Source organism: Pseudomonas sp. MF6776 (assembly GCF_016613125.1).
Taxonomy (GTDB): domain Bacteria; phylum Pseudomonadota; class Gammaproteobacteria; order Pseudomonadales; family Pseudomonadaceae; genus Aquipseudomonas; species Aquipseudomonas iridis.
In genome coordinates, this window is sequence record NZ_JAENSQ010000006.1 from 36,707 (window position 1) to 61,735 (window position 25,029).

Consider the following 25,029-nt stretch of genomic DNA (forward strand, 5'->3'; position numbering starts at 1 on the left):
GCAAGCTGCAAGTTTTGAGCTTGAGGCTTGAAGCTTAGAGCTTGCAGCTCAGTAACTGCTAAACTCCCGCGCCCCAATTCTCTCCAGCAAGGCGCCCGCATGTCTTCCTTGAATCAGGCGCTGCGCGCCGCCCTCGATCAACGTCAGGACTTGCTCTCTGTACTGCACAGCCAGGGCACCGATTGTTATCGCCTGTTCCATGGCAGCCAGGAAGGCGCCGGCGGCCTGACCATCGACCGTTACGGCCCGCAATTGCTGGTGCAAAGCTTTCACCAGACGCTGGAGCGTGACGAGTTGCTGCAACTGCACGCTATCGTCAACCAGACTCTGGGTCTGGAGACTTTGCTGGTCTACAACGACCGCTCCCGCGGCAACTCGCGTATCGACCGCGAAGACCACGTCTACCGCGCTGACGACGCCGCGCTGGCGGATCTGGTCGGTCACGAATGGGGCCTCAATTACCGTGTACGCGGACGCCATGCCGGGCAGGATCCGCTGCTGTTCCTCGACCTGCGCAACACCCGCGGCTGGGTCAAGGATCACGCCAAAGGCAAAAGCGTGCTCAACCTGTTCGCCTACACCTGCGGCGTTGGCCTGAGTGCCGCGGCCGGTGGCGCCCGTGAAGTGTGTAACCTCGATTTTGCCGAAGGCAACCTCGCCGTTGGTCGCGAAAACGGTTTGCTCAATCCGCAGTTGCCGGAAATGGAGTTCGTCCAGTCCGACTACTTTCCGGCCATCCGCCAACTGGCCGGTCTGCCCATCAGTCAACGACGCGGGCAGAAACTGCCGAGCTATCAGCGCCTGGAACAGCGCCAGTACGATCTGGTACTGCTCGATCCGCCGGCCTGGGCCAAGAGCGCGTTCGGCACCGTCGACCTGCTGCGCGACTATCAAAGCCTGCTCAAACCGGCCCTGCTGACCACCGCCGACAACGGCGTGCTGATCTGCTGCAACAACCTGGCGAAAGTCAGCATGGACGACTGGCGCGAACAGGTCCTGCGCTGCGCCGAGAAGGCCGGGCGCCCGGTGCGCGAATGGAGCGTGATGACCCCGGGCGCGGATTTTCCGTCGCTGGACCAACAGCCGCCGTTGAAAACCCTGATCCTGCAACTCTGATCACATTGCTTTGCGGCGAACAACCTGTGGGAGCTGGCTTGCCAGCGATTGCGGTGGACCAGGCGACATCTATGTCGAATGATCGGCCGTCATCGCTGGCAAGCCAGCTCCCACAGTGTTTTATGTTTTCCGAAGAATCTGAACAATCCTGTTCTACACCAGGTACTTCGGAACCAGAATCGCGTGCCATACTCCAAGGCACTCCGTTTCCGACAGATGAAGCCGCACATGCCCAAAGGATTGATTCGCGCGATTGGCGCACTGTTGACCGCTCTGGCCCTCTACAGCTTGCTCGGGTTTCTGATTTTACCGGGCATCGCGTTGCGTGTTGCCAACCAGCAACTGGCCAACTACGCAGCGGTGCCTGCGCATATCCAGCGCATCGAACTCAATCCGTTCAGCCTTGAAGTCACCTTGTGGGGCCTGGTCATCGGCGAGCCCGGCAAAGAACAGGTCGGTTTTGAACGCCTGTACGCCGACCTGCAACTCGATAGCCTGTGGACGAAAGCAGTCCATCTGTCCAACATCGAACTGGACAAACCGAAGACCGAAATCCTCTTCGCCAAAGACGGCAAGCTCAACCTGCTCGGTCTGTTCAACATACCTGCCAGTGAACCGACACCCGCCGATCCCGATGCCAAACCGTTTCCTCTGCGCATCGACCAGATCAAACTCGCCAACGGTGTCGTGCACTTTGAGGATGTGCGCCCGAGCGAACCCATCGAATTCCTCTACGACGATCTCAACTTCGAGCTGAAAAATCTCAGCACTCTGCCCGAAGACAGCGCCGACATGACGCTGGTCGCGATCGGTCCCAACGGTGGCCGAATCGACTGGAGCGGCAATTTCAGCCTGATCCCGATCACCTCCGAAGGCACGCTGAAAATCACTGACGGCAATATGAAAGCGTTTTGGCCTTACGTACGAGACGCGGTGCCCCTGGTTCTTGAAAACGGCGTGATGAACCTCAGCACCGAATACAAACTCAATCTGTCGAAACAAACCGAGCTGCAACTGAACAACGTTGCAGTGAGCATCGCGCCGTTCGCGATCAAGGCACCCGACGGGCGCCCACTGGCGAAACTTGAACGCCTTGATGTCAGCGAGACCTCGGTGGACCTGGCGAAACAGCAAGTGGTGGTTGGCAAGATTCGTAGCCAGAAACTGGAAACCTGGGCCGCCCTTGAGGCTGACGGGCAACTGGACTGGCAGAAACTGTTCGCCAGCCAGCCTTCGAAACCCGCCGCCAAAGCCGCCGCCGAACCGGCCAGCACGCCTGCGACCGCCGACTCGCCAAAACCTGAACCGAGCGCGCCGGACAAGCCATGGCAAGTACTGCTCAAAGATGTGCAGCTGCGCAACTACACCGTCCATCTGGCTGACCGGTCGGCCAATCCACCGGTGACACTGGATGTCACCCCGCTGAACGTCGACCTGCAGGATTTTGACAGCCTCAACGGATCACCCTTCAAGCTCAAACTCGATACCGGGTTAGGCAAGCAGGGCAAGATCCTCGCCGATGGCACGGTCAATCTGGCGCCGGTCAACGCCCAGCTCAACGTTAAAACCCAGGACATCGACCTGCGTGTTGCGCAGTCCTACATCAATCCGTTCATTCGTCTCGAATTGCGCAGCGGCATGCTCGGCAGTGACCTCAAGGTCAACCTCAAGAGCACCGAACCGCTGGCGCTCAGCGTGACCGGCCGCGCGCAGATCGATCAACTGCACACCCTCGACACCTTGAAAACCCGCGACTTCCTCAAGTGGCAGCAAGTCGTTGTGGAAGGCTTGAACTATCAGCATGGCGACAGCCTGTCGATCGACAAGGTCAACCTGTTACAGCCGTACGTGCGCTTCATGATCAACGATGACCGCACCACCAACATCGATGATCTGCTGATTCCGCAGCCTGCCGACAGCGGCACGACAACCGCCGCCGCCAAACCGGCCAGCAAAGACAAACCATTGGGCATTCGCATCGGCGGTATCGCCATCAACGACGGCTCGGCCAACTTCGCCGATTTCAGCCTGACGCCGAATTTCGCCACCGCCGTCCAGCAACTCAACGGCCAGATCGGCACCATCGACAGTCGACAGTCGAAACCGGCCACTGTCGACATCAAAGGCAAGGTTGACCGCTATGCACCGGTGACCATCAAGGGCGCGGTCAATCCTTTCGACCCGATGGCCAGCCTCGACATCACCACCAGTTTCAAACGGGTCGAGCTGACCACCCTGACACCCTACTCCGGCAAATTCGCCGGATACCGCATCCGCAAGGGCCGGCTCAACCTCGACCTGCATTACCTGATCACCAAGGGCCAACTGAAGGCCGAGAACAAAGTGGTGGTCGAGCAACTGCAACTGGGTGAGAGAGTCGACAGTCCGGACGCGACAAGCCTGCCGTTGAAACTGGCAATCGCGTTGCTCAAAGACGTCGACGGCAAAATCTCCATAGAGTTACCCGTGACGGGCGACTTGAACAATCCGCAATTCAGCGTGATGCCGATTGTCTGGCAGACCCTGCGCAATCTGATCGTCAAAGCAGCTGCGGCGCCATTCAAAATGATTGGCGGTTTGGTCAGCGGTGGCGGCTCCCAGGATCTCGGCACGGTGTCCTTCGCGCCGGGCTCCAGCGAGTTGAACAAGGATGCCGAGGGGGCGCTGATCAAGCTGTCCCAGGCACTCAAGGAGCGTCCGGCCCTGCGCCTGGAAATCGAGGGCGTCGCCGCCAAAAGCAGCGACGGCCCATTGCTTGCCGAACAGCGCCTGGAACGTGAATACCAATACAACTACTACAAGATGCTCCAGCGCCGCGGCGATAAAGTCCCGTCTCAGGCATCCTTGATTGACGTGCCGGACAGCGAGAAAGGCCCACTGCTCGAAGGCATCTATCGCACTCGTCTGAAGACTCAGCCGCCGGCCGAATGGAAGGATCTGGGCAAGGAAGAACGCACAGCGAAAATGCGCGAAGGCGTAATCCAGTTCTGGAGTTCCAGCGATGTGCTGCTGCGTCAGTTGGGCCAGGACCGTGCCAGCAGCATCAAGGATTTTCTGGTGGACAAGGGCCAACTGGCTGACGACCGCGTGTACTTCATCGACACCAATCTGGGCGAGGCTGAAAGCGACGGTCGGGTGGTGACGCAAATGCACCTGGATGCCGAATGACCCATCGTAAATGGCTGGCGGCAATGGCACTGACATTCGTTGCTGGCCAGGCGTCAGCCTCCGATACATTGCGTTGCGGCAGCCAACTGATCAGCCTTGGCGACCGCGCAAGCGAGGTGCTGAACAAGTGTGGCGAGCCCGTGAGCCGCGATGTACTGGGTTACAAGCGCAGCGCCAATCGGCGGGAAGAGTTTCAGGTCGAGGAATGGACCTACGGCCCGAACAACGGCATGTATCAATACCTGCGCTTTGAAGGCAATCGTCTGAAGCAGATCAATAGCAAACGCGGTAATTGACCCGACACCAAACTCATGTGGGAGCGAGCCTGCTCGCGAATGCAACGCGTCAGTCGACATCTTCGTCGGCTGACAGAGCACTTCGCGAGCAGGCTCGCTCCCACATTGTTTGTTGCGTGCCAAATAAAACGGGCCCCGACACAAAGTGTCGGGGCCCGTAATGATCACATCCGTGTGATCGTTCGCATGAACTCTAAAGTTGCGGCAGACGTATTGCTCGGCCCGTCTGTCGCCCCTTCTCCCGGTCCAGGCGAGAAGTCATGCCTTACTCGGCTTTCAGGCCGTCAGCGGATACCGCTTTAACGCCTTTGATTTTCTTGGCGATGGCAACAGCTACGTCTTTCTGCGATTCGGTTACAGCAGTAGTCGACGACAGCGACACAACGCCTTTGTTGGTTTCTACTTTGATGTCGGTACCTGGAATGCCTTTTTCGGTGACCAGGTCAGCTTTGACCTTAGTGGTGATCCAGGTATCGGAAGTATCTTGTTTCATCTCGGTGACTTCACCGGCTGCCAGAGTCATTGGAGCCTGAGTAGCCTGAGCCGATTGTGCGAATGCACCGGAAGCCATGGTCAGGGTCAGCGCGGTTGCAGCAGCGGCAGTGATAGCGAACTTCTTCATACGAGTAACTCCTGTTTTTCTGGAAAGTCTGCTGGATGTCTTGTCAGCAGGGTTACCGTAGATATTGCGAACGCTGTGCCAACTTTTCAGATGACATAAAAACCTTATAAATCAACAACTTATAAATAAGGTAAATTTCCGGATTCATGCAAAATGCATGAGTGGCTGAATATTCACATGCAAGTTGCGGCTTTTTGAAAAGTTCCTAAGGCGCTGAAATTATTGAAGCTTTTGTGAAGCGCTGCGCAATGAAAAATGCCCCGCATTGCGGGGCACTTAACCAAAAAACAATGAAAGCCTTATGTACCGCTAGCAGTACAGCCTTTTGGCGAATAGTCAGGTGCAACGGTAGTGCCGCAAGTCCAGAGACCCGCGCCGGTGCCAGAGGACCGAGTGAGCGTGATGGTTTTGTCCAATACTGGGCCTGGCGCATTTTTGATCGTACAAACGATACTCCCGGCACCCGAAGAAGCGGTGCCCGACGCGGTCACCGAACAGTTTGAGGTGGTAACCGTCGCACTGCCCGCCACGTTAGTCAGTGTGGGATCAGTACCTTGGTTAATGACGTCCTCGAATGGCACTTTCATCGCACTGATTTCTGCCAGCCCCGCCGTCACCTTGGATCGCGCTTGATATTTCGAATACTGCGGCAGGGCGATAGTCGCCAGAATCCCGATGATCGCCACAACGATCAGCAGCTCGATCAGCGTAAAACCTTGTTGTTTTTTCATAGAAATGCTCCATGCATGAGTCGAAATCTCATGATCTGAGAAGAGCAGAGCATAGCCCATGCCAAGCGCCTGAAAGCCCTGCTCACAAAGCGCGAGCAGTGCTCTACGCAGTTTCCTACAGCCCGCAACCGCACTATCTGACACTTTTTGTCACCTGCGCCGACCGTGTTTGGCGCTGTCACTTGACTAGGCTATAAGTCATGAACTGCAAGCGTGCGGAATCCCCATGAATGACATCGCTCTGAGCGGTCTGGCCAAGCAATTGGTGCAGGCCGAACTGCTCACGGAAAAAAGTGCCCAGCAGGCCTGGCAACAGGCCCAGCGCAATCGGCTGTCGCTGGTCAGCTATCTGGTGCAGAACAAACTGGTAAAGAGCGCGCAGGTCGCCGAGATCGCCTCCGAGCACTTCGGCATGGCGTTCCTCGACCTTAATTGCCTGGACAAGGAAACCCAGCCCAAAGGCCTGGTCAGTGAAAAACTGGTGCGCCAGCATCATGCCCTGCCCTTGTGGCGGCGCGGCAACAAGCTGTTCGTGGGAATTTCCGACCCGAGCAATCATCAGGCAATCAACGACATCCAGTTCAGCACCGGGTTGAGCACCGAAGCCATCCTGGTGGAGGACGACAAGCTCAGCGATGCCATCGAAAAATTCTTCGACACTCACGGCACCGGTCTCGAAGACATGGCCGACGTCGATCTCGACGGCCTCGATGTCGAATCGATCGACGACAACAAGCAGGACGCCATCGGCGGACAAGACGCCGACGATGCGCCGGTGGTGCGTTTCGTCCACAAGATGCTGCTCGATGCGATCAAAAGCGGCTCCTCCGACCTGCATTTCGAGCCTTACGAAAAAAACTACCGGGTACGGGTGCGCACCGACGGCATTCTGCGCGAGGTGGCCAAGCCGCCGATCCAACTGGCCGGGCGCATCGCCGCACGTTTGAAAGTCATGGCCAGCCTCGACATCTCCGAACGGCGCAAACCGCAGGACGGGCGGATCAAGATGCGCCTGTCCAAAAGCAAGTCGATCGACTTCCGGGTCAATACCCTGCCGACCCTGTGGGGCGAGAAAGTGGTGATCCGGATTCTCGATCCCTCCAGCGCGCAAATGGGCATCGACGCCCTCGGCTATGAGCCTGAGCAGAAAGACCTGTATTTGGCAGCCCTCAAGCAGCCACAAGGGATGATTCTGGTCACCGGCCCCACTGGCTCGGGCAAAACGGTGTCGCTGTACACCGGGCTGAATATTCTCAACACGGTCGACATCAACATATCCACCGCCGAAGACCCGGTGGAGATCAATATGGAAGGCATCAACCAGGTCAACGTCAACCCCAGGCAGGGGCTCGACTTTGCCCAGGCCTTGCGCTCGTTTCTGCGTCAGGATCCGGACGTGATCATGGTCGGCGAGATCCGCGATCTGGAAACCGCCGAGATCGCGATCAAGGCAGCGCAGACCGGCCACCTCGTGCTTTCGACACTGCACACCAACAGCGCGGCGGAAACCCTGACGCGACTGCACAACATGGGTATCCCCGGCTTCAACATCGCCACTTCGGTCAGCCTGATCATCGCCCAGCGGCTGGCGCGCAAGTTGTGCAGCCACTGCAAGAGAGCCATCGAGATTCCGCGCGAAACCCTGATCAAGGAAGGCTTCCCCGAGGAACGCATCGGCAGTTTCACGATCTACGAGCCAGTCGGTTGCGATCACTGCAATGGCGGTTACAAGGGACGCGTGGGGATTTATGAAGTGGTGAAGAACACAGCAGACCTGCAACGACTGATCATGGCCGAGGGCAACTCGCTGGAAATCGACATCCAGATGCGCCGCGACGGCTTCGACGACCTGCGTACCTCAGGCCTGCGCAAAGCCATGCAAGGCATTACCAGCCTGGAAGAAATCAACCGGGTCACCAAGGACTGAACATGGCGGTCAAGGCAGCGAAAATCAGCGTCTACGCCTGGGAAGGCACGGACAGGAAAGGCAGCAAACTCAGCGGTGAATTAAGCGGGCAGAACCCGGCACTGATCAAGGCTCAACTGCGCAAGCAAGGGATCAATCCGGGCAAGGTGCGTAAAAAAACTGCCTCGCTTTTTAGCTTCGGCAAACGCATCAAGCCCCGGGACATCGCCCTGTTCACGCGGCAGATGGCGACCATGATGAAGGCTGGCGTGCCGCTGCTGCAGTCGTTCGACATCATCGGTGAGGGCTTCGAAAACCCGGCCATGCGCAAACTGGTCGACGAGGTGAAACAGGAGATCGCCGCCGGTAACAGTTTCGCCAACGCCCTGCGCAAGAAGCCGCAGTATTTCGATGAGTTGTATTGCAACCTCGTGGATGCCGGCGAACAGTCCGGCGCCCTCGACACGTTGCTGGAACGGGTCGCGACCTACAAGGAAAAAAGCGAAGCCCTCAAGGCCAAAATCAAGAAAGCCATGACTTACCCCACCGCCGTGGTGCTGGTTGCAGCCGTGGTGACCGGGATTCTGCTGGTGAAAGTGGTGCCGCAGTTCGAGTCGGTTTTTTCCGGTTTTGGCGCCGAGTTGCCGGCCTTCACCCTGCTGGTCATCAGCCTCTCGGAATTCATGCAGCAATGGTGGTGGGCGATACTCGTTGCGCTGGTGGCCGCTTTTTTCGGCACCCGCCGTGCGCTGAAAACATCCCAGGCCATGCGCGATCGCAAAGACACCTGGCTATTGAAGCTGCCGTTGGTGGGCACGCTGATGTACAAATCAGCCGTTGCACGCTTCGCCCGGACCCTGTCGACCACATTTGCTGCCGGCGTGCCGTTGGTGGAAGCGCTCGACTCGGTGGCCGGCGCCACGGGCAACGTGGTTTTCAAGCGCGCGGTATTGCGCATCCGCCAGGATGTTTCCACGGGTATGCAGCTGAATTTTTCCATGCGCACCACCGGGGTTTTTCCCAACATGGCGGTGCAGATGACCGCCATCGGCGAAGAGTCCGGCGCGCTGGACGAGATGCTCGACAAGGTCGCCGGGTTTTACGAGGACGAAGTGGATAATATGGTCGACAACCTCACCAGCCTCATGGAGCCGTTCATCATGGTCGTCCTGGGGGTGATTGTCGGCGGTCTGGTGGTGGCGATGTATCTGCCGATCTTCCAACTCGGCTCAGCGATCTGACATGCCTATCGACGAACTCTTTGCCGTTTACCCACTGGCCTTCGTCTGCACGGCGTTGCTGCTCGGTCTTATCGTCGGCAGCTTTCTCAATGTGCTGGTCTGGCGCCTGCCGAAAATGCTCGAGCGCGATTGGCGCCAGCAGGCGCAGGACGTGCTCGGTCTGCCCGGCGAAACGCCGCTGCCGACCTACAACCTGATGCTGCCGCACTCCGAGTGCCCGCACTGCGCACATCGAATTCGTGCGTGGGAAAACATCCCGCTGCTCAGTTATCTGTGCCTGCGCGGACGCTGCTCCGCGTGTGCAGCGCCGATCAGCAAACGCTATCCGCTGACCGAACTGAGTTGTGGACTGCTTTCGGCGTTTATCGCCTGGCAGGTGGGTTTTGGCTGGCCGGCCTGTCTGTTGATCTTCCTCACCTGGGGCTTGCTGGCGATGAGTCTGATCGACACCGAGCATCAATTGCTGCCCGATGTGCTGGTGCTGCCGTTGTTGTGGCTGGGGCTGATCGTCAACAGTTTCGGGCTGTTCGTGCCGCTGCACGATGCAATGTGGGGCGCGGTGGCCGGTTATATGGCGCTGTGGTCGGTTTTCTGGCTGTTCAAACTGCTGACCGGCAAGGACGGCATCGGTCACGGTGATTTCAAGCTGCTGGCGCTGCTCGGCGCCTGGGGTGGCTGGCAGATTCTGCCGCTGACGATCCTGCTGTCTTCGCTGGTGGGAGCGATTCTCGGGGTGATTTTGCTGCGTGTGCGCGAGCAGAAAACCTCGACGCCGATCCCCTTCGGCCCCTATCTGGCAATTGCCGGCTGGATTGCCTTGCTCTGGGGTGGTCAAATAACCGACTTCTATTGGCAGTTTGTCGGTTTGAAATGAATACCCCTGTGGAAAAACCCTGGATTCTCGGCCTGACCGGCGGCATCGGCAGCGGCAAAAGCGCCGCGGCCCAGCACTTCATCGACCTTGGCGTCCATGTGGTCGACGCTGATCACGCAGCACGCTGGGTGGTCGAACCGGGTCGCCCGGCGCTGGCCAGGATTGCCGAGCACTTCGGCGCCGGCGTGTTACTGGCTGACGGCACGCTGGATCGCGCCGCCCTGCGCAAGCTGATCTTCGAAGTCCCGGAGCAGCGCCGCTGGCTCGAAGCCCTGCTGCATCCGTTGATCGCCGAGGAAATCGCCCATCATCTGGCGCTGGCAAAATCGCCCTATGCGATTCTTGTTTCGCCACTGCTGATCGAATCCGGGCAATACGCAATGACTCAGCGAATCCTGGTGATCGACGCTCCGCAACAACTGCAGATCGAACGCACCTTGCAGCGTGACCAGACCAGCGAACAGCAGGTTCAGGCGATCCTCAAGGCCCAGTCGAGCCGTGAAGACCGCGTGAGCCGTGCCGACGACGTGGTGGTCAACGACCGCGACCTCGCCTGGCTGCACAGCGAGGTCGAGCGCCTGCATGACTTTTACCTGACTTTAAGTGGAGGCCAATCATGAGCCAGATCCCGACCGTAGAATGCCCAACGTGTGGCGCCCCCGTGGAATTCACTCCGGATAACAAATTCCGGCCGTTCTGCTCCGATCGCTGCAAACTGATCGACTTGGGCGCCTGGGCCTCGGAAGAGCACAAGATCCCGGTCGCACCGGACGCCGAGGATGAACTGTTTTCCGGCGATTTCGATCCGCGCCACTGATCCCTTCAGGGCCGCATGAAGCCGTAGTCCTGATCGTCGTCGAGGTTTTCCGCCAGAAAGCGCAACTCGTCGGCCAGGTCTTCGGCGTTGCGCACGGTCTTGCTCTGTTGCACCACCGCACTGAGCAAGGCGCGCAGGCTCAACCCCGGATCGAACCCCACCTCTTGCGCCATCTCCAGACTCTTGCGGGTTTCCTGCCGCGCCCACTCGTAAACACTCATGCTGCCGCTCCTGAAGGAATTTGGCCGAGCATGAAATGCCGCGCGCGTGGCGGGTTTGATGTGGATCAAGACTTGGGATCGTCGTCCTTCCAGGGTGCCGAAAGGTAGCGCGTGCGATTGAACGTCTCCAGCCATTCCGGGCTGAACACCACCAGTGCGCTGACCACCATGCCGTTGATGAACGCCTCGGGGAATATGATCAGCCACAGGTAGCCGATAAAGTCTTCCAGCCATTCGGGCATGGCAAACAGGCCGTCGTACCAGAGCAATGTCAGGCTCAGCAGCAGACACAACAGCGCCGACAGCGCGGCGGCGAGAAACCCGGAGCAGAAGATGTACACAAAGGGATTGCGAGGCTGGGCGCGCTCGACGAGGATCGCCACGCACTCGGTAACCAGCACCGGCAGCAGAATAAACAGTGCACCGTTGACCCCCAGTGCCGCGAGATCCTGGCGCCCGAGCAGCACCAGACCAACTTGCGCCACCAGCCCGCCGAGAATCGCCAGCGGCCAGTCGAGCAGCAATGTCACCGCCGTCATGCCGATGAAGTGATAAGCCACCCCGGTATCGAAATCGCGGCGCACCAGCCACAACAGAAACAGCGCGAACACCGTGCCGAACAACAGATGCTGGCGACGGCTATCACTGAACAATTCGACCCAAGGAGCACGAACAATCGCCCAGAACAGCACCGGCAGATAGATCAGCCATCCGAGCGTCAGGCTTGTGGATGACAGCAGTTCGGCGCCGATCATAGGTGATCCTTCGCTGACGCCTGGGGCCGCGCCAGCCAAAGATCGAGCAGCAACACTGTTATATTTTTCACGCGGTTCTCCCGTCGAGACAGTTCTCAGTCTATACCGCCGTTTGCGACTCGCCGTGTCACGCTACTGCGCGTGGCGGCTGGAGATACTCACCGTCCTGGTGCTGTTCACACCGGTTTTCTTGAAATACCAGTCTGGACAACCAATTGCGATTTATTGCCTAGACTCCTCTTGTCCACCGTGCAAACGCTTTTCAGCCATGAACCGCACGAGAACTAAAACAAGAGGAACATCTCAATGCTTAAATCATTGCGCAACGCAGTCGTCTGCGCACTTGCGCTGGGCGTATCGGGCCTGGCGCTGGCGGCCGATCCAATCGTTATCAAGTTTTCCCATGTCGTCGCCGAGCAAACGCCCAAGGGTCAAGGCGCCCTGTTATTCCAGAAACTCGTCGAAGAACGCCTGAAGGACAAGGTCAAGGTTGAGGTCTACCCGAACTCTTCATTGTTCGGCGACGGCAAGGAAATGGAGGCGCTGCTGTTGGGCGATGTGCAACTCATTGCTCCGTCGCTGGCAAAGTTCGAACAATACACACCGAAATTGCAGCTATTCGACTTGCCGTTCCTGTTCAACGACATCTCGGCCGTCGACCGTTTCCAGCGCAGCCCTCAAGGCCAGGAACTGCTCAAGTCGATGGAAAGCAAGAACATCACAGGCCTGGCTTATTGGCACAACGGCATGAAGCAGCTGTCCGCCAACAAGAAGCTGGTTGTACCGGGCGATGCCCGGGGTCTGAAATTCCGTGTACAGGCGTCGGCCGTACTGGATGAACAATTCAAAGCAGTGAAAGCCAACCCGCGCAAGTTGAGCTTCGCCGAGGTGTATCAGAGCTTGCAGACCGGTGTCGTGAATGGCGCGGAAAACCCTTACTCGAACATTTTCAGTCAGAAAATGCACGAAGTGCAGAAGTTCATCACCGAATCCGACCATGGCTTGCTCGACTACATGCTGATCACCAACACCAAGTTCTGGAATGGCCTGCCGCCGGATGTGAGAACCGAACTGGACAAAATAATCGTCGAGGTTACTGCCCAGGTGAACAAAGACGCCGAGAAGCTCAACCAGGACGCCAAACAGCATATCGTCGACGCCAAAACCACTGAAATCATCCTGCTGACTCCGGAACAACGTGGCGAGTGGCGTGAAAAAATGAAGCCGGTCTGGGCGAAGTTCGAAGGTGCTATCGGCGCCGACCTGATCAAGGCCGCCGACGCCTCAAACCAGGCTCAGTAAATCTGCCCGCATGTGCCGCCTCAAAAGGGCGGCACCTGTTTCATTGTGCTCACTCGATCGGGAGCAGTTACTCATGAATGCCTTGCGGCGCATCTGGGACCACTTCGAGGAAGGCTTCATTGTTTTCCTGTTGGCGGCAATGACGCTGGTGACGTTCGTTTACGTCATCCTGAACAACCTCTATAGCGTTTTCTACAGCTTCGCCGAGCAATGGCAAGGCGCAAGTGAACCGTTATTCGCGATTGGCGACAGCATCATGGGGATGGCCCAGGCCATGACGTGGAGCATCGCGTTGACCAAAGCCCTGTTTGCCTGGCTGATCTTTTTTGGCTTGTCCTATGGCGTGCGCACTGCCGGGCATATCGGCGTGGATGCCTTGGTGAAGCTGGCCAGCAAACCGGCTCAGCGCATCATCGCCATCATTGCCTGCCTGTGCTGTCTTGCCTATGCGGGGCTGCTCAGTGTCAGCAGTTTCGAATGGATTCAGACGTTGTTCATCGCCGGTATCGGCGCCGAGGATCTCGGTCACTACGGCATTATGCAGTGGCACATCGGGCTGATCGTGCCTGTCGGTTTCGCTCTGGTGTTCATTCGCTTTGCCGAAATCCTCGTGCGCATCGTGCAACACCGTCAAACCGGTCTGGGCCTGGCCGATGAAGCCGCAGAAGCGATGAAACTGACCGAACATAAGGATGACAAGAAATGACCATTCTGTTCCTCTTCGTCGCCCTGTTCGTGCTGATGTTCATCGGCGTACCGATCGCCATTTCCCTGGGTTTGGCCGGTTCGATGACGATCATTCTGTTCAGCCCCGACTCCGTGCGCTCACTGGCCATCAAGTTATTCGAGACATCCGAGCACTACACGTTACTGGCGATCCCGTTCTTTTTGCTGGCCGGCGCGTTCATGACCACTGGCGGCGTGGCGCGACGCCTGATCGACTTTGCCAATGCGTGTGTCGGTCATATTCGCGGCGGTCTGGCCATCGCAGCCGTCCTCGCGTGCATGTTGTTCGCCGCGCTGTCCGGCTCAAGCCCTGCAACGGTCGCGGCCGTGGGCTCCATCGCAATTGCGGGCATGGTCCGCTCCGGTTATCCACAGGCGTTCGGTGCCGGCATCGTGTGCAATGCCGGTACGCTGGGCATTCTCATTCCACCCTCCATCGTCATGGTGGTGTATGCCGCTGCGACGGAGACCTCGGTCGGCAAGCTGTTCATGGCCGGTGTCGTACCGGGTTTGCTGCTGGGTACCGTGCTGATGGTGGCCATCTATATCGTCGCTGTCAGGAAAAACCTGCCTGCCATGCCTCGTGCCACCGTTCGTGAATGGTTTACGGCAGCACGCAAAGCCATCTGGGGCCTGTTGCTCATGGTCATCATCCTGGGCGGCATTTATTCAGGAATGTTCACCCCCACCGAGGCGGCGGCAGTCGCGGCGGTCTACTCGGCATTCATTGCACTGTTCGTCTACAAGGACATGACGTTCCGTGAGACCCCGAAAGTGCTGCTGGAATCCGCCAAGCTGAGCATCATGCTGATGTTCATCATCGCCAATGCCATGCTGTTCGCTCATGTGCTGACCACCGAGCAAATTCCGCAACAGATCACCGCCTGGGTCATCGGCGCGGGGCTGACGCCGGTGACTTTCCTGCTGGTGGTGAACATCGTGTTACTGGTGGCGGGGGCGTTCATGGAGCCTTCGGCAATCATCCTGATCCTGGCGCCGATCCTGTTTCCTATTGCCGCGCAGTTGGGGATCGACCCGATCCACCTGGGCATCATCATGGTGGTGAACCTGGAGATCGGACTGATTACCCCGCCCGTGGGGCTGAACCTGTTCGTCACGTCGGCGGTGACAGGCATGTCGCTGGGTGCCACCATCCGTGCGGCGATGCCTTGGCTGGTTATCCTGTTACTGTTCCTGATATTGATAACCTATGTACCGTGGATTTCGCTGGCCTTGCCAAACTGGCTGGGGATGACGTAACCGGGAAGAGTTTTCCTGGCCACTACTTCGATCACACTTGAACGCTAAGCTTGGCCTATGGATGACTCAGATTACTTACGCCTGCTGACCATCGCGGCCGAGCAGGCCAACGCATTCCTGTCCAATGCCCGCAAATGGGAGCGTGAGCGTTGGGTCTGCCAGCGCCTGCTGCAAGGCCTGAACATTCCTTATCGCGCCGACGAGTTCGCGCCTGCCGGCGAGCCGCCGGACGTGCTGTTTCGTGACGCCAACTTCGAAGTATTCTTCGTCCTCGACGAGGGGCGCAGGCTTAACGACGAATGGCGTGATGAACTGCAACGTCGGCGCAGCGCGTTTTCCCTCAGTCAACTGGTGCGCCGCGAAGCCAAGCCGAAGCGGATTCCGGCCAATGAATTCCTCTTGCGCCTCGCGCCGACGCTGCGTAAAAAAGCCCACAACTACAAGGAGCGCGGCATGGATCTGGGCGAGCTGGACATCATCGCGTTCGCCAGCCTCAAGCGCGAAGTGCTGGACCTCAACAGCCACTTTCCGCCGCCGACCGAATATTTGCGTCAGGGCTGGCGTTCGCTGTCCCTCGTGGGTCCGACGTTCGCCCGCGTGCTGTTTGCGCACCCCGATGCACCGGACTTTCTGCGCAGTAACCTGGGGCGCAGCATCGTCTTCGATGTAGGGATCAGCCTGTGACACCACTTCAGCAATTGATCGCCGATGTCCCGCAAACCGGCACCGTGCGCTGGATCGGCGTGCGCCCCGAATCCCGTGGACCGATGATCGAACTCGATGCCGTTGAAGCACGCCTTGAAGCCGGACTGACCGGTGACCACGCCCGCCCCGGCGTGCGCAACGCACGGCAAGTGACGCTGATTCAGTGGGAACATCTGGCCGTGATCAGCGCATTGATGGGACGCCCGCACGATCAACCAGTAAAACCTGAAGATCTGCGGCGCAATCTCGTTATAAGTGGGATCAACCTGTTCAGCCTCAAGGGCAGGCGCTTTCGTATCGGTCAGGCGATTTTCGAAACCACCGGCTGGTGCCAGCCCTGCGCACGCCTGCAGAACAACCTCGGCCCCGGCACCTTTCAAGCGGTGCGCGGGCATGGCGGAATCACCGCGCGGGTGTTACAAAGCGGCATCATTCGCCTCGACGATAGCCTCTGTGTCGAACCGGTTCCGGACAGCGGCTATGCTGCGTTCAACCCCGGTTGAAAACCGCTGTAGCTTCTGCACATTCAGCAACGTCTACCTGACGAGGCCTTTATGACCAGCCGCCTGAAACCCGAAGACCAAAAGCATGTCGAAGAGTACCTGCAACTTTCCCAACACCGCGTCGAGCGCCGGCCTTTCCGGCCGTGGATGCTCCTGGTGCTGGTGCTGGCAGTGACCATTGGTCTGGGCCTGTTGAGCCGATTTATCAGTTACCTGACGCTATGAGCTGCATCGCGCTCGCTCGGGTAATCGCACCGATTTCTTTTAAAAACCTTGCGAGTTATCCCTATGTCCCATCGTATTGTTATTGTCGGCGGCGGCGCCGGCGGTCTGGAGTTGGCTACCCGCCTGGGTAAGACTCTGGGCAAGCGCGGCACGGCCAGTGTGATGCTGGTCGACGCGAACCTGACGCACATCTGGAAACCGCTGTTGCACGAAGTGGCGGCTGGATCGCTGAACTCCTCCGAAGACGAACTCAACTATGTTGCCCAGGCAAAATGGAACCACTTCGAGTTCCAGCTGGGGCGCATGAGCGGGCTTGATCGTGCCGCGAAGAAAATCCAGCTGGCCGCCACCTACGACGAAAACGGCGTCGAACTGGTGCCCGCCCGCGAAGTGGGGTATGACTCGCTGGTGATCGCAGTCGGCAGTACCACCAACGATTTCGGCACGCAGGGCGCGGCGCAGCACTGTCTGTTCCTCGACACCCGCAAACAGGCCGAGCGTTTCCACCAGCAACTGCTCAACCACTATCTGCGTGCCCATGCCGGGCAAACCGATGTGATCCAGCAGATCAGCGTGGCCATCGTCGGCGCCGGTGCTACCGGCGTCGAGCTGGCGGCAGAACTGCACAACGCGGCGCATGAACTGGCGGCGTACGGCCTCGACCGCATCAAACCGGAAAACATGCACATCACCCTCATCGAAGCCGGGCCACGGGTGCTGCCTGCCCTGCCGGAGCGCATCAGCGGGCCGGTGCACAAGACGCTGGAGAAACTCGGGGTCAACGTGATGACCAACGCGTCGGTCAGCGAAGTGACGGCCGACAGCCTGATTACCGCCGATGGCAACGAGATCAAGGCCAGCCTGAAGGTCTGGGCAGCGGGCATTCGCGCACCGGGTTTCCTCAAGGATCTCGATGGCCTGGAAACCAACCGCATCAATCAACTGCAAGTGCTACCAACCCTGCAAACCACCCGCGACGAAAACATCTTCGCGTTCGGCGATTGCGCCGCATGCCCGCAACCGGGCTCCGACCGCAACGTGCCGCCGCGTGCGCAAGCCGCGCACCAACAGGCGTCACTGCTGGCCAAGTCGCTGAAACTGCGCATCGAAGGCAAGACCCTGCCGGAGTACAAATACACCGACTACGGCTCGCTGATTTCGCTGTCGCGCTTCTCGGCTGTGGGTAACCTGATGGGCAACCTGACCGGCAGCGTGATGCTCGAAGGCTGGCTGGCGCGGATGTTTTACGTGTCGCTGTATCGCATGCACCAGATGGCGCTGTACGGGCCTTTCCGCACGGCAATGCTGATGCTGGGCAGCAAGATCGGTCGCGGGACTGAGCCGCGTCTGAAGCTGCACTGATGCAATACCTGTAGGAGATGCGGCACGCTGCGATCTTTTGACCTGGTTTTTAAAGATCAAGATCAAAAGATCGCAGCCTCGTTTCACTCGAATGCTCCTACAGGGTTTGAGGGTGATCTGCAGAGATGTGTCTGACTGTATCCCGCCCCGCTCTACCCACCTTCGCTTACAAACGCCCCGCTCCACGACACAGACGCGATACACCGCCACCGCCTAATGGCCCCACCTGAGCAAACCTGCTCCGGCTGATCGCCCTTAACGTGTGGTTGCGCTGTGCAACCGTAGGAGAATGCAATGTCCCATCACTCGACTCTCGGCAAAAAATCCATTGGCCTGCTCGGCGCTGCACTGGCGGGAGGTCTGATGCTGTCCGGCTCGGTATTCGCCGCGCAGCCACTGGCTCAGGGCTACATGGTCGCTTCAGCAGAAACCTCGGTAAAAACCCCGGAAGGCAAATGCGGTGAGGGCAAATGCGGCGACGCCTCGATGGCCAAGACTGACAGCGATGGCGACGGCAAAGTCTCGCGCGCCGAGTTCATCAAAGTCGCGCCGAAATCCGACTTCGACAAGATCGACACCAACCATGACGGCTTCATCGATGAGCAAGAGGCGTATGACAACGTGAAAGCCAACTTCGAAGCCAACGGCAAGAAAATGCCCAAAGGTCTGTTCGAACACCTGAAAGATCAAGACGGCGCCTGAGTCGGCCGAAGACAAAGCCGCGTCTTCCTTTGGAAAACGCGGCTTTTTTACGCCCCAAACAAACACTGTTGCTGTTGGGCTTATAAATGCCGGACAAAAAAAATCCCCGTATCTTTCGATACGAGGATTTTTAATATGGTCGGGGTAAGGGGATTCGAACTCCTGACATCCTGCTCCCAAAGCAGGCGCGCTACCGGACTGCGCTATACCCCGGTAAAAAAAAGGCGACCTTTCGATCGCCTTCTTCGATCAGCGCTTTTGGCCTCTGATCTTAAGATTCGATCCCAGCGTTAACTGGTTTCAAAAATGGTGGGTCGTGTGGGATTCGAACCTACGACCAATTGGTTAAAAGCCAACTGCTCTACCAACTGAGCTAACGACCCAAAAATGGTCGGGGTAAGGGGATTCGAACTCCTGACATCCTGCTCCCAAAGCAGGCGCGCTACCGGACTGCGCTATACCCCGGTTTGAAATTGGCTCCGTGACCAGGACTCGAACCTGGGACCCAATGATTAACAGTCATTTGCTCTACCGACTGAGCTATCACGGAATTACATATTTCAATTTACAACGGTGAAACTTGCAGCTTTCAGACTCTGTTCGCATCGCTGCGTTCGTGTGTCTGAGGCGCGCTATTCTACAACCTAGAACACCTCTGTCAACCCCCTAAATCGCTTTCAAGTTAATGATTTGCAACTTATTTCAGATTTCCGCTCAGTGAGCTGAAACCCTTGTGGGTGACTGACTGCGGGGCGCACTTTACAAGCCTTTTCCTTTCAGTTCAACAGCCTGGCGAAAAAAAGGCCTCGCAATGCGAGGCCTTCCTTATTTTATTGACGCTGCGGATCAGTTGAAAACGATTTCGTCGTTCTCCACTGCACCTGTTGCTGTCGCGCCAGGCAGGAAATGCCCCGACAGGATCAGTTGCGCCAACGGGTTTTCGATCCAGCGCTGGATCGCCCGCTTCAAAGGACGTGCGCCATAGACCGGGTCGTAGCCGACGGCAATCAGCTTGTCCATCGCCTCCGGACTCAGTTCCAGCTTCAGCTCGCGCTCGGCCAGACGGCTGCGCAGGCGGCCCAACTGGATCTCGGTGATACCCGCGATCTGATCCCGCGCCAAAGGCTCGAAGATCACCACCTCGTCGACCCGGTTGATGAACTCCGGACGGAAGTGGGAAGTCAGCGCGTCCATGACGGCCGCACGTTGTGCCTCATGATCACCGACCAGCTCCTGGATCTGCGACGAGCCGAGGTTAGAGGTCATGACAATCACGGTATTACGGAAATCGACCGTACGGCCATGACTGTCGGTCAGACGGCCATCCTCAAGCACTTGCAGCAGAATGTTGAACACATCCGGATGCGCCTTCTCGACTTCGTCCAAGAGGATCACCGAGTAAGGCTTGCGCCGTACCGCTTCGGTCAGATAACCGCCCTCTTCGTAACCGACGTATCCCGGTGGCGCACCGATCAGCCGTGCCACGGAATGCTTCTCCATGAACTCGGACATGTCGATCCGCACCATCGCCTCTTCAGTATCAAAGAGGAACTCGGCGAGAGCCTTGCACAGCTCGGTTTTACCAACACCGGTCGGGCCGAGGAACATGAACGAGCCGCTCGGACGATTCGGGTCGGACAACCCGGCACGCGAACGACGCACCGCATTGGAGACCGCCACGACCGCCTCTTCCTGACCGATCACGCGCTTGTGCAACAGGCTTTCCATCTTCATCAGCTTGTCGCGCTCGCCTTCGAGCATTTTCGACACCGGGATGCCGGTCCACTTCGACACGACTTCCGCGATTTCTTCCTCAGTCACCTTGCTGCGCAGCAACTGGTTTTCGCTCTTGCCGTGCTGATCGACCATTTGCAGGCTGCGCTCCAGATCCGGGATGACCCCGTACTGCAACTCCGCCATGCGGTTCAGATCGCCTTTGCGGCGCGCGGCTTCCAGTTCCTGACGGGACTGTTCGATCTTCTGCTGAATCTGTGCAGAACCCTGCACCTCGGCTTTTTCCGAGTTCCAGATTTCTTCCAGGTCCGAGTACTCGCGCTCAAGACGGACGATTTCTTCCTGAAGTTTTTCCAGGCGCTTCATCGCCGCTTCATCGCTTTCTTTCTTCAGTGCCTGAGATTCAACTTTCAGCTGAATCAAACGGCGCTCCAGACGATCCAGCACTTCCGGCTTGGAATCGATCTCCATGCGGATGCGGCTGGCGGCCTCGTCGATCAGGTCGATGGCCTTGTCCGGCAACTGCCGATCAGTGATGTAACGGTGGCTGAGCTTTGCCGCCGCAATGATCGCGCCGTCGGTGATCGCGACTTTATGGTGAACCTCGTAACGCTCTTTGAGGCCACGCAGGATCGCGATGGTGTCTTCTTCGCTTGGCTCTTCCACCAAAACTTTCTGGAAGCGCCGTTCGAGGGCCGCATCCTTCTCTATATATTGGCGGTACTCGTTAAGCGTGGTTGCGCCAACGCAATGCAACTCGCCGCGAGCCAGCGCAGGCTTGAGCATGTTGCCCGCATCCATGGAGCCTTCGCCCTTACCGGCGCCGACCATGGTGTGCAGTTCGTCAATGAACAGAATGATCTGCCCTTCCTGCTTCGACAGCTCATTGAGCAGGGATTTCAGGCGCTCTTCGAACTCACCGCGATACTTGGCACCGGCAATCAGTGCGCCCATATCGAGGGACAGCAGACGCTTGCCCTTGAGACCATCCGGCACTTCGCCGTTGATGATGCGCTGGGCCAGACCTTCGGCAATCGCGGTTTTACCCACGCCAGGCTCACCGATCAATACCGGGTTGTTCTTGGTGCGACGCTGCAGAACCTGGATGGTGCGACGGATTTCGTCGTCACGGCCGATCACCGGATCAAGCTTGCCGTCTTCGGCGCGCTTGGTCAGGTCGACGGTGTACTTATCCAGCGCCTGACGCGACTCTTCGTGGTTGGCGTCGTTAACGGCTTCGCCACCGCGCAGGTTGTTGATCGCGTTTTCCAGAGCTTTCTTGCTCACGCCCTGGCCGAGCAACAGCTTGCCGAGCTTGCTGTTTTCGTCCATCGCAGCGAGCAACACCAGTTCGCTGGAAATGAACTGATCGCCCTTCTGCTGGGCCAGACGATCAGCCTGGTTGAGCAGGCGCGCCAGATCCTGCGACATATTCACGTCGCCAGTCGGGTTCTGGATTTTTGGTAATTGATCGAGCTCTTTGGTCAGCTCTTTTCGCAGACTGTTGACGTCAAAGCCTACTTGCATCAGCAGAGGTTTGATCGAACCACCCTGCTGTTCAAGCATGGCCTGCATCAAGTGCGCCGGCTCGATGGCCGGATGATCGTGGCCTACAGCCAACGACTGGGCGTCGGACAAGGCCAACTGTAATTTGCTGGTTAAACGGTCTATACGCATGGGGTCACCTTCCTTTTGAGCAGGCCGGACCTAAGAAACCATCCTGAATAAAGAAACCTGCCAGATACCACTGTAGATGCGGTCGATTCTGGGAGATTCAAGCGTCGGTGAGTTGATGCAGATCAGAGAGTTTAGCGGGTGAGCCAAACAAGGGAGGCGAAACGACCGGTGCGCGACGCACGGCGGTAAGAAAAGAAGCGCGGATCGGTCACGGTGCAGAAACCGCCACCATAAACAGCCGTGACACCCCGTTCAGCCAGACGCAGGCGCGCCAGCAGATAGATGTCAGCCATGAACTTGCCGGCATTGTCGCTCGGTACGAACGCTTCTGCTGCTTCAGGCAGTTGATTGATGAAGACTTCCCGTACTTCCGGACCAACTTCAAAGGCTTTGGGGCCAATGGCCGGACCGAGCCAGACCAGCACCTCTGCAGCCGGAACATCGAGGCTGTCGAGAGTTGCCTCAAGCACGCCTGCCGCCAGACCACGCCAACCGGCATGAGCGGCCGCGACACGCGTGCCGGCACGATCGCAGAACAATGCCGGCAAACAGTCTGCCGTCATCGCAGCGCAGGCGATACCGGGCGTTGCAGTCCAGCTGGCATCGGCAGTCGCCACAATGCCTGGGTCAGCCTGTGCCACGGCAATCCCGTGAACTTGCTGCAACCAGGCAGGCTTTATAGAGAAGTGATCGGTCAGTCGCCGACGATTCTCGGCAACAGCCTCGGGACGATCATCAACATGATCACCCAGATTGAGGCTGTCGAACGGCGCCTCGCTGACACCTCCCTCGCGGGTAGTGACACAGGCCCTGACGCTGGCCGGCGCAGGCCAGTCCGGCGTCAGCCAGTTCATCCGATGAACGCCTCGCGATCCTGTTTGAGCAGGGTCAGCAGCCAGACGAAATCTTCCGGCAACGGCGATTCCCAGCTCATGCGCTGACCGGTCGTCGGATGATCCAGCTCAAGGAAACGCGCGTGCAGTGCCTGACGCGGGAACTGCTTGAGGGTTTCGACCATGTTCACGTTCGCGGCTGGCGGAATGCGGAAGCGACCGCCGTACGCCGGATCGCCGACCAACGGGAAGTTGATGTGCGCCATGTGCACGCGAATCTGGTGAGTACGACCGGTTTCCAGTTTGACCCGCACGTGAGTGTGGGAACGGAAACGCTCCAGCACGCGATAGTGGCTGACGGCAGGCTTGCCGCCCTCCATCACCGCCATGCGCTGGCGCTGCTGGCCGTGACGACCGATCGGGGCGTTGATCTTGCCCCCGGCGGTGACCACGCCAATCACGATGCACTCGTAGATCCGGCTGACGCTGCGACTCTGCAATTGAGTAACAAGCTTTGTCTGCGCCTGAATGGTCTTGGCCACCACCATCAGACCGGTGGTGTCCTTGTCCAGACGATGCACGATACCGGCGCGCGGGACATTGATGATGTCCGGCACATGGTGCAGCAAGGCGTTGAGCAGCGTGCCATCAGCGTGACCGGCAGCCGGGTGCACCACCAGGCCCGCAGGCTTGTTGATCACCAGGATGTCGTCATCTTCGTAGACGATATCGAGTTCGATGTCCTGGGCGATCCACTCACCCTGAGCTTCCTGCTCGGCAGTCAGTTCAAGGATGGCACCGCCGTGAACGATGTCGCGCGGGCGGATGACCGCCCCGTCCACAGTCAGGCGACCTTCTTTGATCCAGGCGGAAAGGCGCGAGCGTGAGTGCTCAGCGAAGAGTTGGGCAGCGACTTGATCGAGGCGTTGGCCGCCCAATTCGGACGGCACCTCTGCGCGAAGTTCAATTTTATCGGACATGCTCTGACTGTGCGTCGGCACAGCTTTTGGTTTCGGCTGCGCGCTTGTGGTTAAATACGGCGTCTTTTGCCCCGAGGCTTTTCAACGGGGCGCTCATCATAACAGGACGGCCCCGCCCAAGACAGCGGCCGTCATAGGGACGCAAGCCGCCATGCAAGTGAAACACCTGCTGCTGATCGCCATCCTCGCATTGACCGCTGCTTGCTCATCGAAGGAAGTCGTAGACGAAAACCTGAGTGAAGCCGAGCTGTATCAGCAGGCTCAGCAGGACCTGGACAACAATAGCTACACCAGCGCCACAGCCAAGCTGAAGGCCCTGGAGTCGCGTTATCCGTTCGGTCGCTACGCTGATCAGGCACAACTCGAACTGATCTACGCCAACTACAAGAACGCTGAGCCGGAGGCTGCAAAGTCTGCCGCCGAGCGTTTCATTCGTTTGCATCCGCAGCATCCGAACGTGGATTACGCGTATTACCTCAAGGGTCTGACTTCCTTTGACCAGGACGTCGGCCTGCTGGCGCGCTTCCTGCCGCTGGACATGACCAAGCGTGACCCGGGCGCTGCCCGCGACTCTTACAACGAGTTCGCGCAGCTGACCAGCCGCTACCCGAACAGCCGCTACGCGCCGGACGCCAAGCAGCGCATGATTTACCTGCGCAACCTGCTGGCCGCCTACGAAATCCACGTAGCCGACTATTACCTGACCCGTCAGGCTTACGTCGCCGCCGCCAACCGTGGCCGTTATGTAGTGGAAAACTTCCAGGAAACCCCATCGGTCGGCGACGGCCTGGCGGTGATGACCGAGGCTTACCAGCGTCTGCACCTGGACGAACTGGCCAACACCAGCCTGGAAACCCTGAAGCTCAACTACCCGGATCACCCGACCCTGCAAGACGGCCAGTTCGTGCCAAGGGTTGCAGAAGCCGACAACCGTTCGTTCCTGAGCAAGGCGACCCTCGGTCTGATCGAGTCGCGTCCGCCACTGCCGCCGGGAGAGACCCGCGCCAACCAGGACGTGCAGAAGCAGTACCAGGACGCGAAAGACTCGATCCCGAACGAGCTCAAGCCTAAAGACGAGAACGGCGACGTGATCGAAGAGCCGGAGCCGGAATCTGCCGATACCGACCGCTCGTGGTTCAGCTACATGACTTTCGGCGTGTTCGACTGATCACACCGGATGCACAGAAAAGGGAGATCTTCGGATCTCCCTTTTTCATTACCGCCCTTAATAGCGCTGTGCGCTTGTCAGGACCTTGGCTAAACTGCCGAATCA

General features: G+C 58.4%; 24 protein-coding genes and 4 tRNA genes. 17 read left to right on the forward strand and 11 right to left on the reverse strand.

The window, feature by feature from the left end; translation table 11 throughout:
- Positions 1–99 precede the first annotated feature (99 nt).
- The 3 genes from JJD74_RS08670 (at position 100) to JJD74_RS08680 (ending at position 4,580) form a co-directional block, all read left to right on the forward strand.
- Complete coding sequence (locus JJD74_RS08670) at positions 100–1,116, forward strand: class I SAM-dependent rRNA methyltransferase (protein ID WP_200613000.1); 1,017 nt, start codon at positions 100–102, stop codon at positions 1,114–1,116.
- 216 nt (positions 1,117–1,332) lie between these two features.
- Entirely contained in the window at positions 1,333–4,284 is a 2,952-nt protein-coding gene (locus tag JJD74_RS08675) for a DUF748 domain-containing protein (protein ID WP_200613374.1), read from the forward strand.
- Positions 4,281–4,580 (forward strand): DUF2845 domain-containing protein, encoded by a 300-nt coding sequence (locus JJD74_RS08680; RefSeq protein WP_200613016.1) that lies wholly within the window; start codon positions 4,281–4,283, stop codon positions 4,578–4,580. Before JJD74_RS08675 ends, JJD74_RS08680 begins: the two co-directional genes overlap by 4 nt.
- Positions 4,581–4,845: 265 nt before the next feature.
- Here JJD74_RS08680 and JJD74_RS08685 read toward each other — a convergent pair whose 3' ends face one another.
- Together JJD74_RS08685 and JJD74_RS08690 are read right to left on the reverse strand one after the other, a co-directional pair.
- Positions 4,846–5,202 carry a BON domain-containing protein gene (locus JJD74_RS08685; RefSeq protein ID WP_042561109.1) on the reverse strand — a complete coding sequence of 119 codons (357 nt, stop codon included), beginning with the start codon at positions 5,200–5,202 and terminating at the stop codon, positions 4,846–4,848.
- 299 nt (positions 5,203–5,501) lie between these two features.
- A complete protein-coding gene (locus JJD74_RS08690) occupies positions 5,502–5,933 on the reverse strand; it encodes a pilin (RefSeq protein ID WP_200613018.1) in 432 nt (143 codons plus the stop codon).
- A gap of 226 nt (positions 5,934–6,159) precedes the next feature.
- Between JJD74_RS08690 and pilB the strand changes: the two genes are divergently transcribed.
- The 5 genes from pilB to yacG are packed head-to-tail and all read left to right on the forward strand — an operon-like array spanning position 6,160 to position 10,771.
- Positions 6,160–7,860, forward strand: a complete 1,701-nt coding sequence (gene pilB, locus JJD74_RS08695; protein ID WP_200613021.1) for a type IV-A pilus assembly ATPase PilB — start codon at positions 6,160–6,162, stop codon at positions 7,858–7,860.
- Positions 7,861–7,862: 2 nt separating this feature from the next.
- Positions 7,863–9,080 (forward strand): type II secretion system F family protein, encoded by a 1,218-nt coding sequence (locus JJD74_RS08700; protein ID WP_042561112.1) that lies wholly within the window; start codon positions 7,863–7,865, stop codon positions 9,078–9,080.
- A gap of 1 nt (position 9,081) precedes the next feature.
- A complete protein-coding gene (locus JJD74_RS08705) occupies positions 9,082–9,954 on the forward strand; it encodes a prepilin peptidase (RefSeq protein WP_150595329.1) in 873 nt (290 codons plus the stop codon).
- A complete protein-coding gene (gene coaE / locus JJD74_RS08710) occupies positions 9,951–10,574 on the forward strand; it encodes a dephospho-CoA kinase (protein WP_200613024.1) in 624 nt (207 codons plus the stop codon). Before JJD74_RS08705 ends, coaE begins: the two co-directional genes overlap by 4 nt.
- Positions 10,571–10,771 carry a DNA gyrase inhibitor YacG gene (gene yacG, locus JJD74_RS08715; protein WP_042561115.1) on the forward strand — a complete coding sequence of 67 codons (201 nt, stop codon included), beginning with the start codon at positions 10,571–10,573 and terminating at the stop codon, positions 10,769–10,771. Before coaE ends, yacG begins: the two co-directional genes overlap by 4 nt.
- Positions 10,772–10,776: 5 nt before the next feature.
- Here the strand turns inward: yacG and JJD74_RS08720 are convergent, their stop codons facing one another.
- Complete coding sequence (locus JJD74_RS08720; protein WP_042561116.1) at positions 10,777–10,992, reverse strand: hypothetical protein; 216 nt, start codon at positions 10,990–10,992, stop codon at positions 10,777–10,779.
- A 65-nt stretch (positions 10,993–11,057) separates the two neighbouring features.
- Positions 11,058–11,747, reverse strand: a complete 690-nt coding sequence (locus JJD74_RS08725; RefSeq protein ID WP_042561117.1) for an energy-coupling factor ABC transporter permease — start codon at positions 11,745–11,747, stop codon at positions 11,058–11,060.
- Between the two features lie 306 nt (positions 11,748–12,053).
- On the opposite strand from JJD74_RS08725, the gene JJD74_RS08730 reads away from it, so the two are divergent.
- From JJD74_RS08730 to JJD74_RS08765, 8 genes are all read left to right on the forward strand, one after another.
- Positions 12,054–13,049 (forward strand): TRAP transporter substrate-binding protein, encoded by a 996-nt coding sequence (locus tag JJD74_RS08730; RefSeq protein WP_200613028.1) that lies wholly within the window; start codon positions 12,054–12,056, stop codon positions 13,047–13,049.
- Positions 13,050–13,122: 73 nt separating this feature from the next.
- Positions 13,123–13,755, forward strand: coding sequence for a TRAP transporter small permease (locus JJD74_RS08735; RefSeq protein WP_200613031.1), 633 nt, complete (start codon positions 13,123–13,125; stop codon positions 13,753–13,755).
- A complete protein-coding gene (gene dctM, locus JJD74_RS08740) occupies positions 13,752–15,035 on the forward strand; it encodes a C4-dicarboxylate TRAP transporter large permease protein DctM (protein ID WP_200613034.1) in 1,284 nt (427 codons plus the stop codon). The genes JJD74_RS08735 and dctM overlap by 4 nt, the downstream gene beginning before the upstream one ends.
- A 57-nt stretch (positions 15,036–15,092) precedes the next feature.
- Positions 15,093–15,719 (forward strand): DUF1780 domain-containing protein, encoded by a 627-nt coding sequence (locus tag JJD74_RS08745; RefSeq protein WP_007909887.1) that lies wholly within the window; start codon positions 15,093–15,095, stop codon positions 15,717–15,719.
- Positions 15,716–16,243, forward strand: a complete 528-nt coding sequence (locus tag JJD74_RS08750) for an MOSC domain-containing protein (RefSeq protein WP_042561122.1) — start codon at positions 15,716–15,718, stop codon at positions 16,241–16,243. Before JJD74_RS08745 ends, JJD74_RS08750 begins: the two co-directional genes overlap by 4 nt.
- Positions 16,244–16,294: 51 nt before the next feature.
- Positions 16,295–16,468, forward strand: coding sequence for a DUF3094 family protein (locus tag JJD74_RS08755; protein ID WP_042561123.1), 174 nt, complete (start codon positions 16,295–16,297; stop codon positions 16,466–16,468).
- 63 nt (positions 16,469–16,531) lie between these two features.
- Complete coding sequence (locus tag JJD74_RS08760) at positions 16,532–17,830, forward strand: NAD(P)/FAD-dependent oxidoreductase (protein ID WP_200613037.1); 1,299 nt, start codon at positions 16,532–16,534, stop codon at positions 17,828–17,830.
- Positions 17,831–18,124: 294 nt separating this feature from the next.
- Positions 18,125–18,532, forward strand: coding sequence for an HvfA family oxazolone/thioamide-modified RiPP metallophore (locus tag JJD74_RS08765; protein WP_200613043.1), 408 nt, complete (start codon positions 18,125–18,127; stop codon positions 18,530–18,532).
- Between the two features lie 136 nt (positions 18,533–18,668).
- Here JJD74_RS08765 and JJD74_RS08770 read toward each other — a convergent pair.
- The 7 genes from JJD74_RS08770 to rluD form a co-directional block, all read right to left on the reverse strand.
- A tRNA-Pro gene (locus JJD74_RS08770) sits at positions 18,669–18,745 on the reverse strand.
- A 94-nt stretch (positions 18,746–18,839) separates the two neighbouring features.
- Positions 18,840–18,915, reverse strand: a tRNA-Lys gene (locus tag JJD74_RS08775).
- A 5-nt stretch (positions 18,916–18,920) separates the two neighbouring features.
- A tRNA-Pro gene (locus JJD74_RS08780) sits at positions 18,921–18,997 on the reverse strand.
- Between the two features lie 9 nt (positions 18,998–19,006).
- Positions 19,007–19,082, reverse strand: a tRNA-Asn gene (locus JJD74_RS08785).
- A gap of 296 nt (positions 19,083–19,378) precedes the next feature.
- On the reverse strand, positions 19,379–21,943 hold the full coding sequence (gene clpB / locus JJD74_RS08790; RefSeq protein WP_042561126.1) for an ATP-dependent chaperone ClpB: 2,565 nt from the start codon (positions 21,941–21,943) through the stop codon (positions 19,379–19,381).
- Between the two features lie 131 nt (positions 21,944–22,074).
- A complete protein-coding gene (gene pgeF, locus JJD74_RS08795; RefSeq protein ID WP_042561127.1) occupies positions 22,075–22,797 on the reverse strand; it encodes a peptidoglycan editing factor PgeF in 723 nt (240 codons plus the stop codon).
- The gene (gene rluD, locus JJD74_RS08800; protein ID WP_042561128.1) at positions 22,794–23,756 is read right to left on the reverse strand and encodes a 23S rRNA pseudouridine(1911/1915/1917) synthase RluD; all 963 of its coding nucleotides are present in this window, start codon (positions 23,754–23,756) and stop codon (positions 22,794–22,796) included. Before rluD ends, pgeF begins: the two co-directional genes overlap by 4 nt.
- Before the next feature lie 151 nt (positions 23,757–23,907).
- Between rluD and JJD74_RS08805 the strand changes: the two genes are divergently transcribed.
- Positions 23,908–24,924 (forward strand): outer membrane protein assembly factor BamD, encoded by a 1,017-nt coding sequence (locus tag JJD74_RS08805; protein WP_042561129.1) that lies wholly within the window; start codon positions 23,908–23,910, stop codon positions 24,922–24,924.
- Positions 24,925–25,029 lie beyond the last annotated feature (105 nt).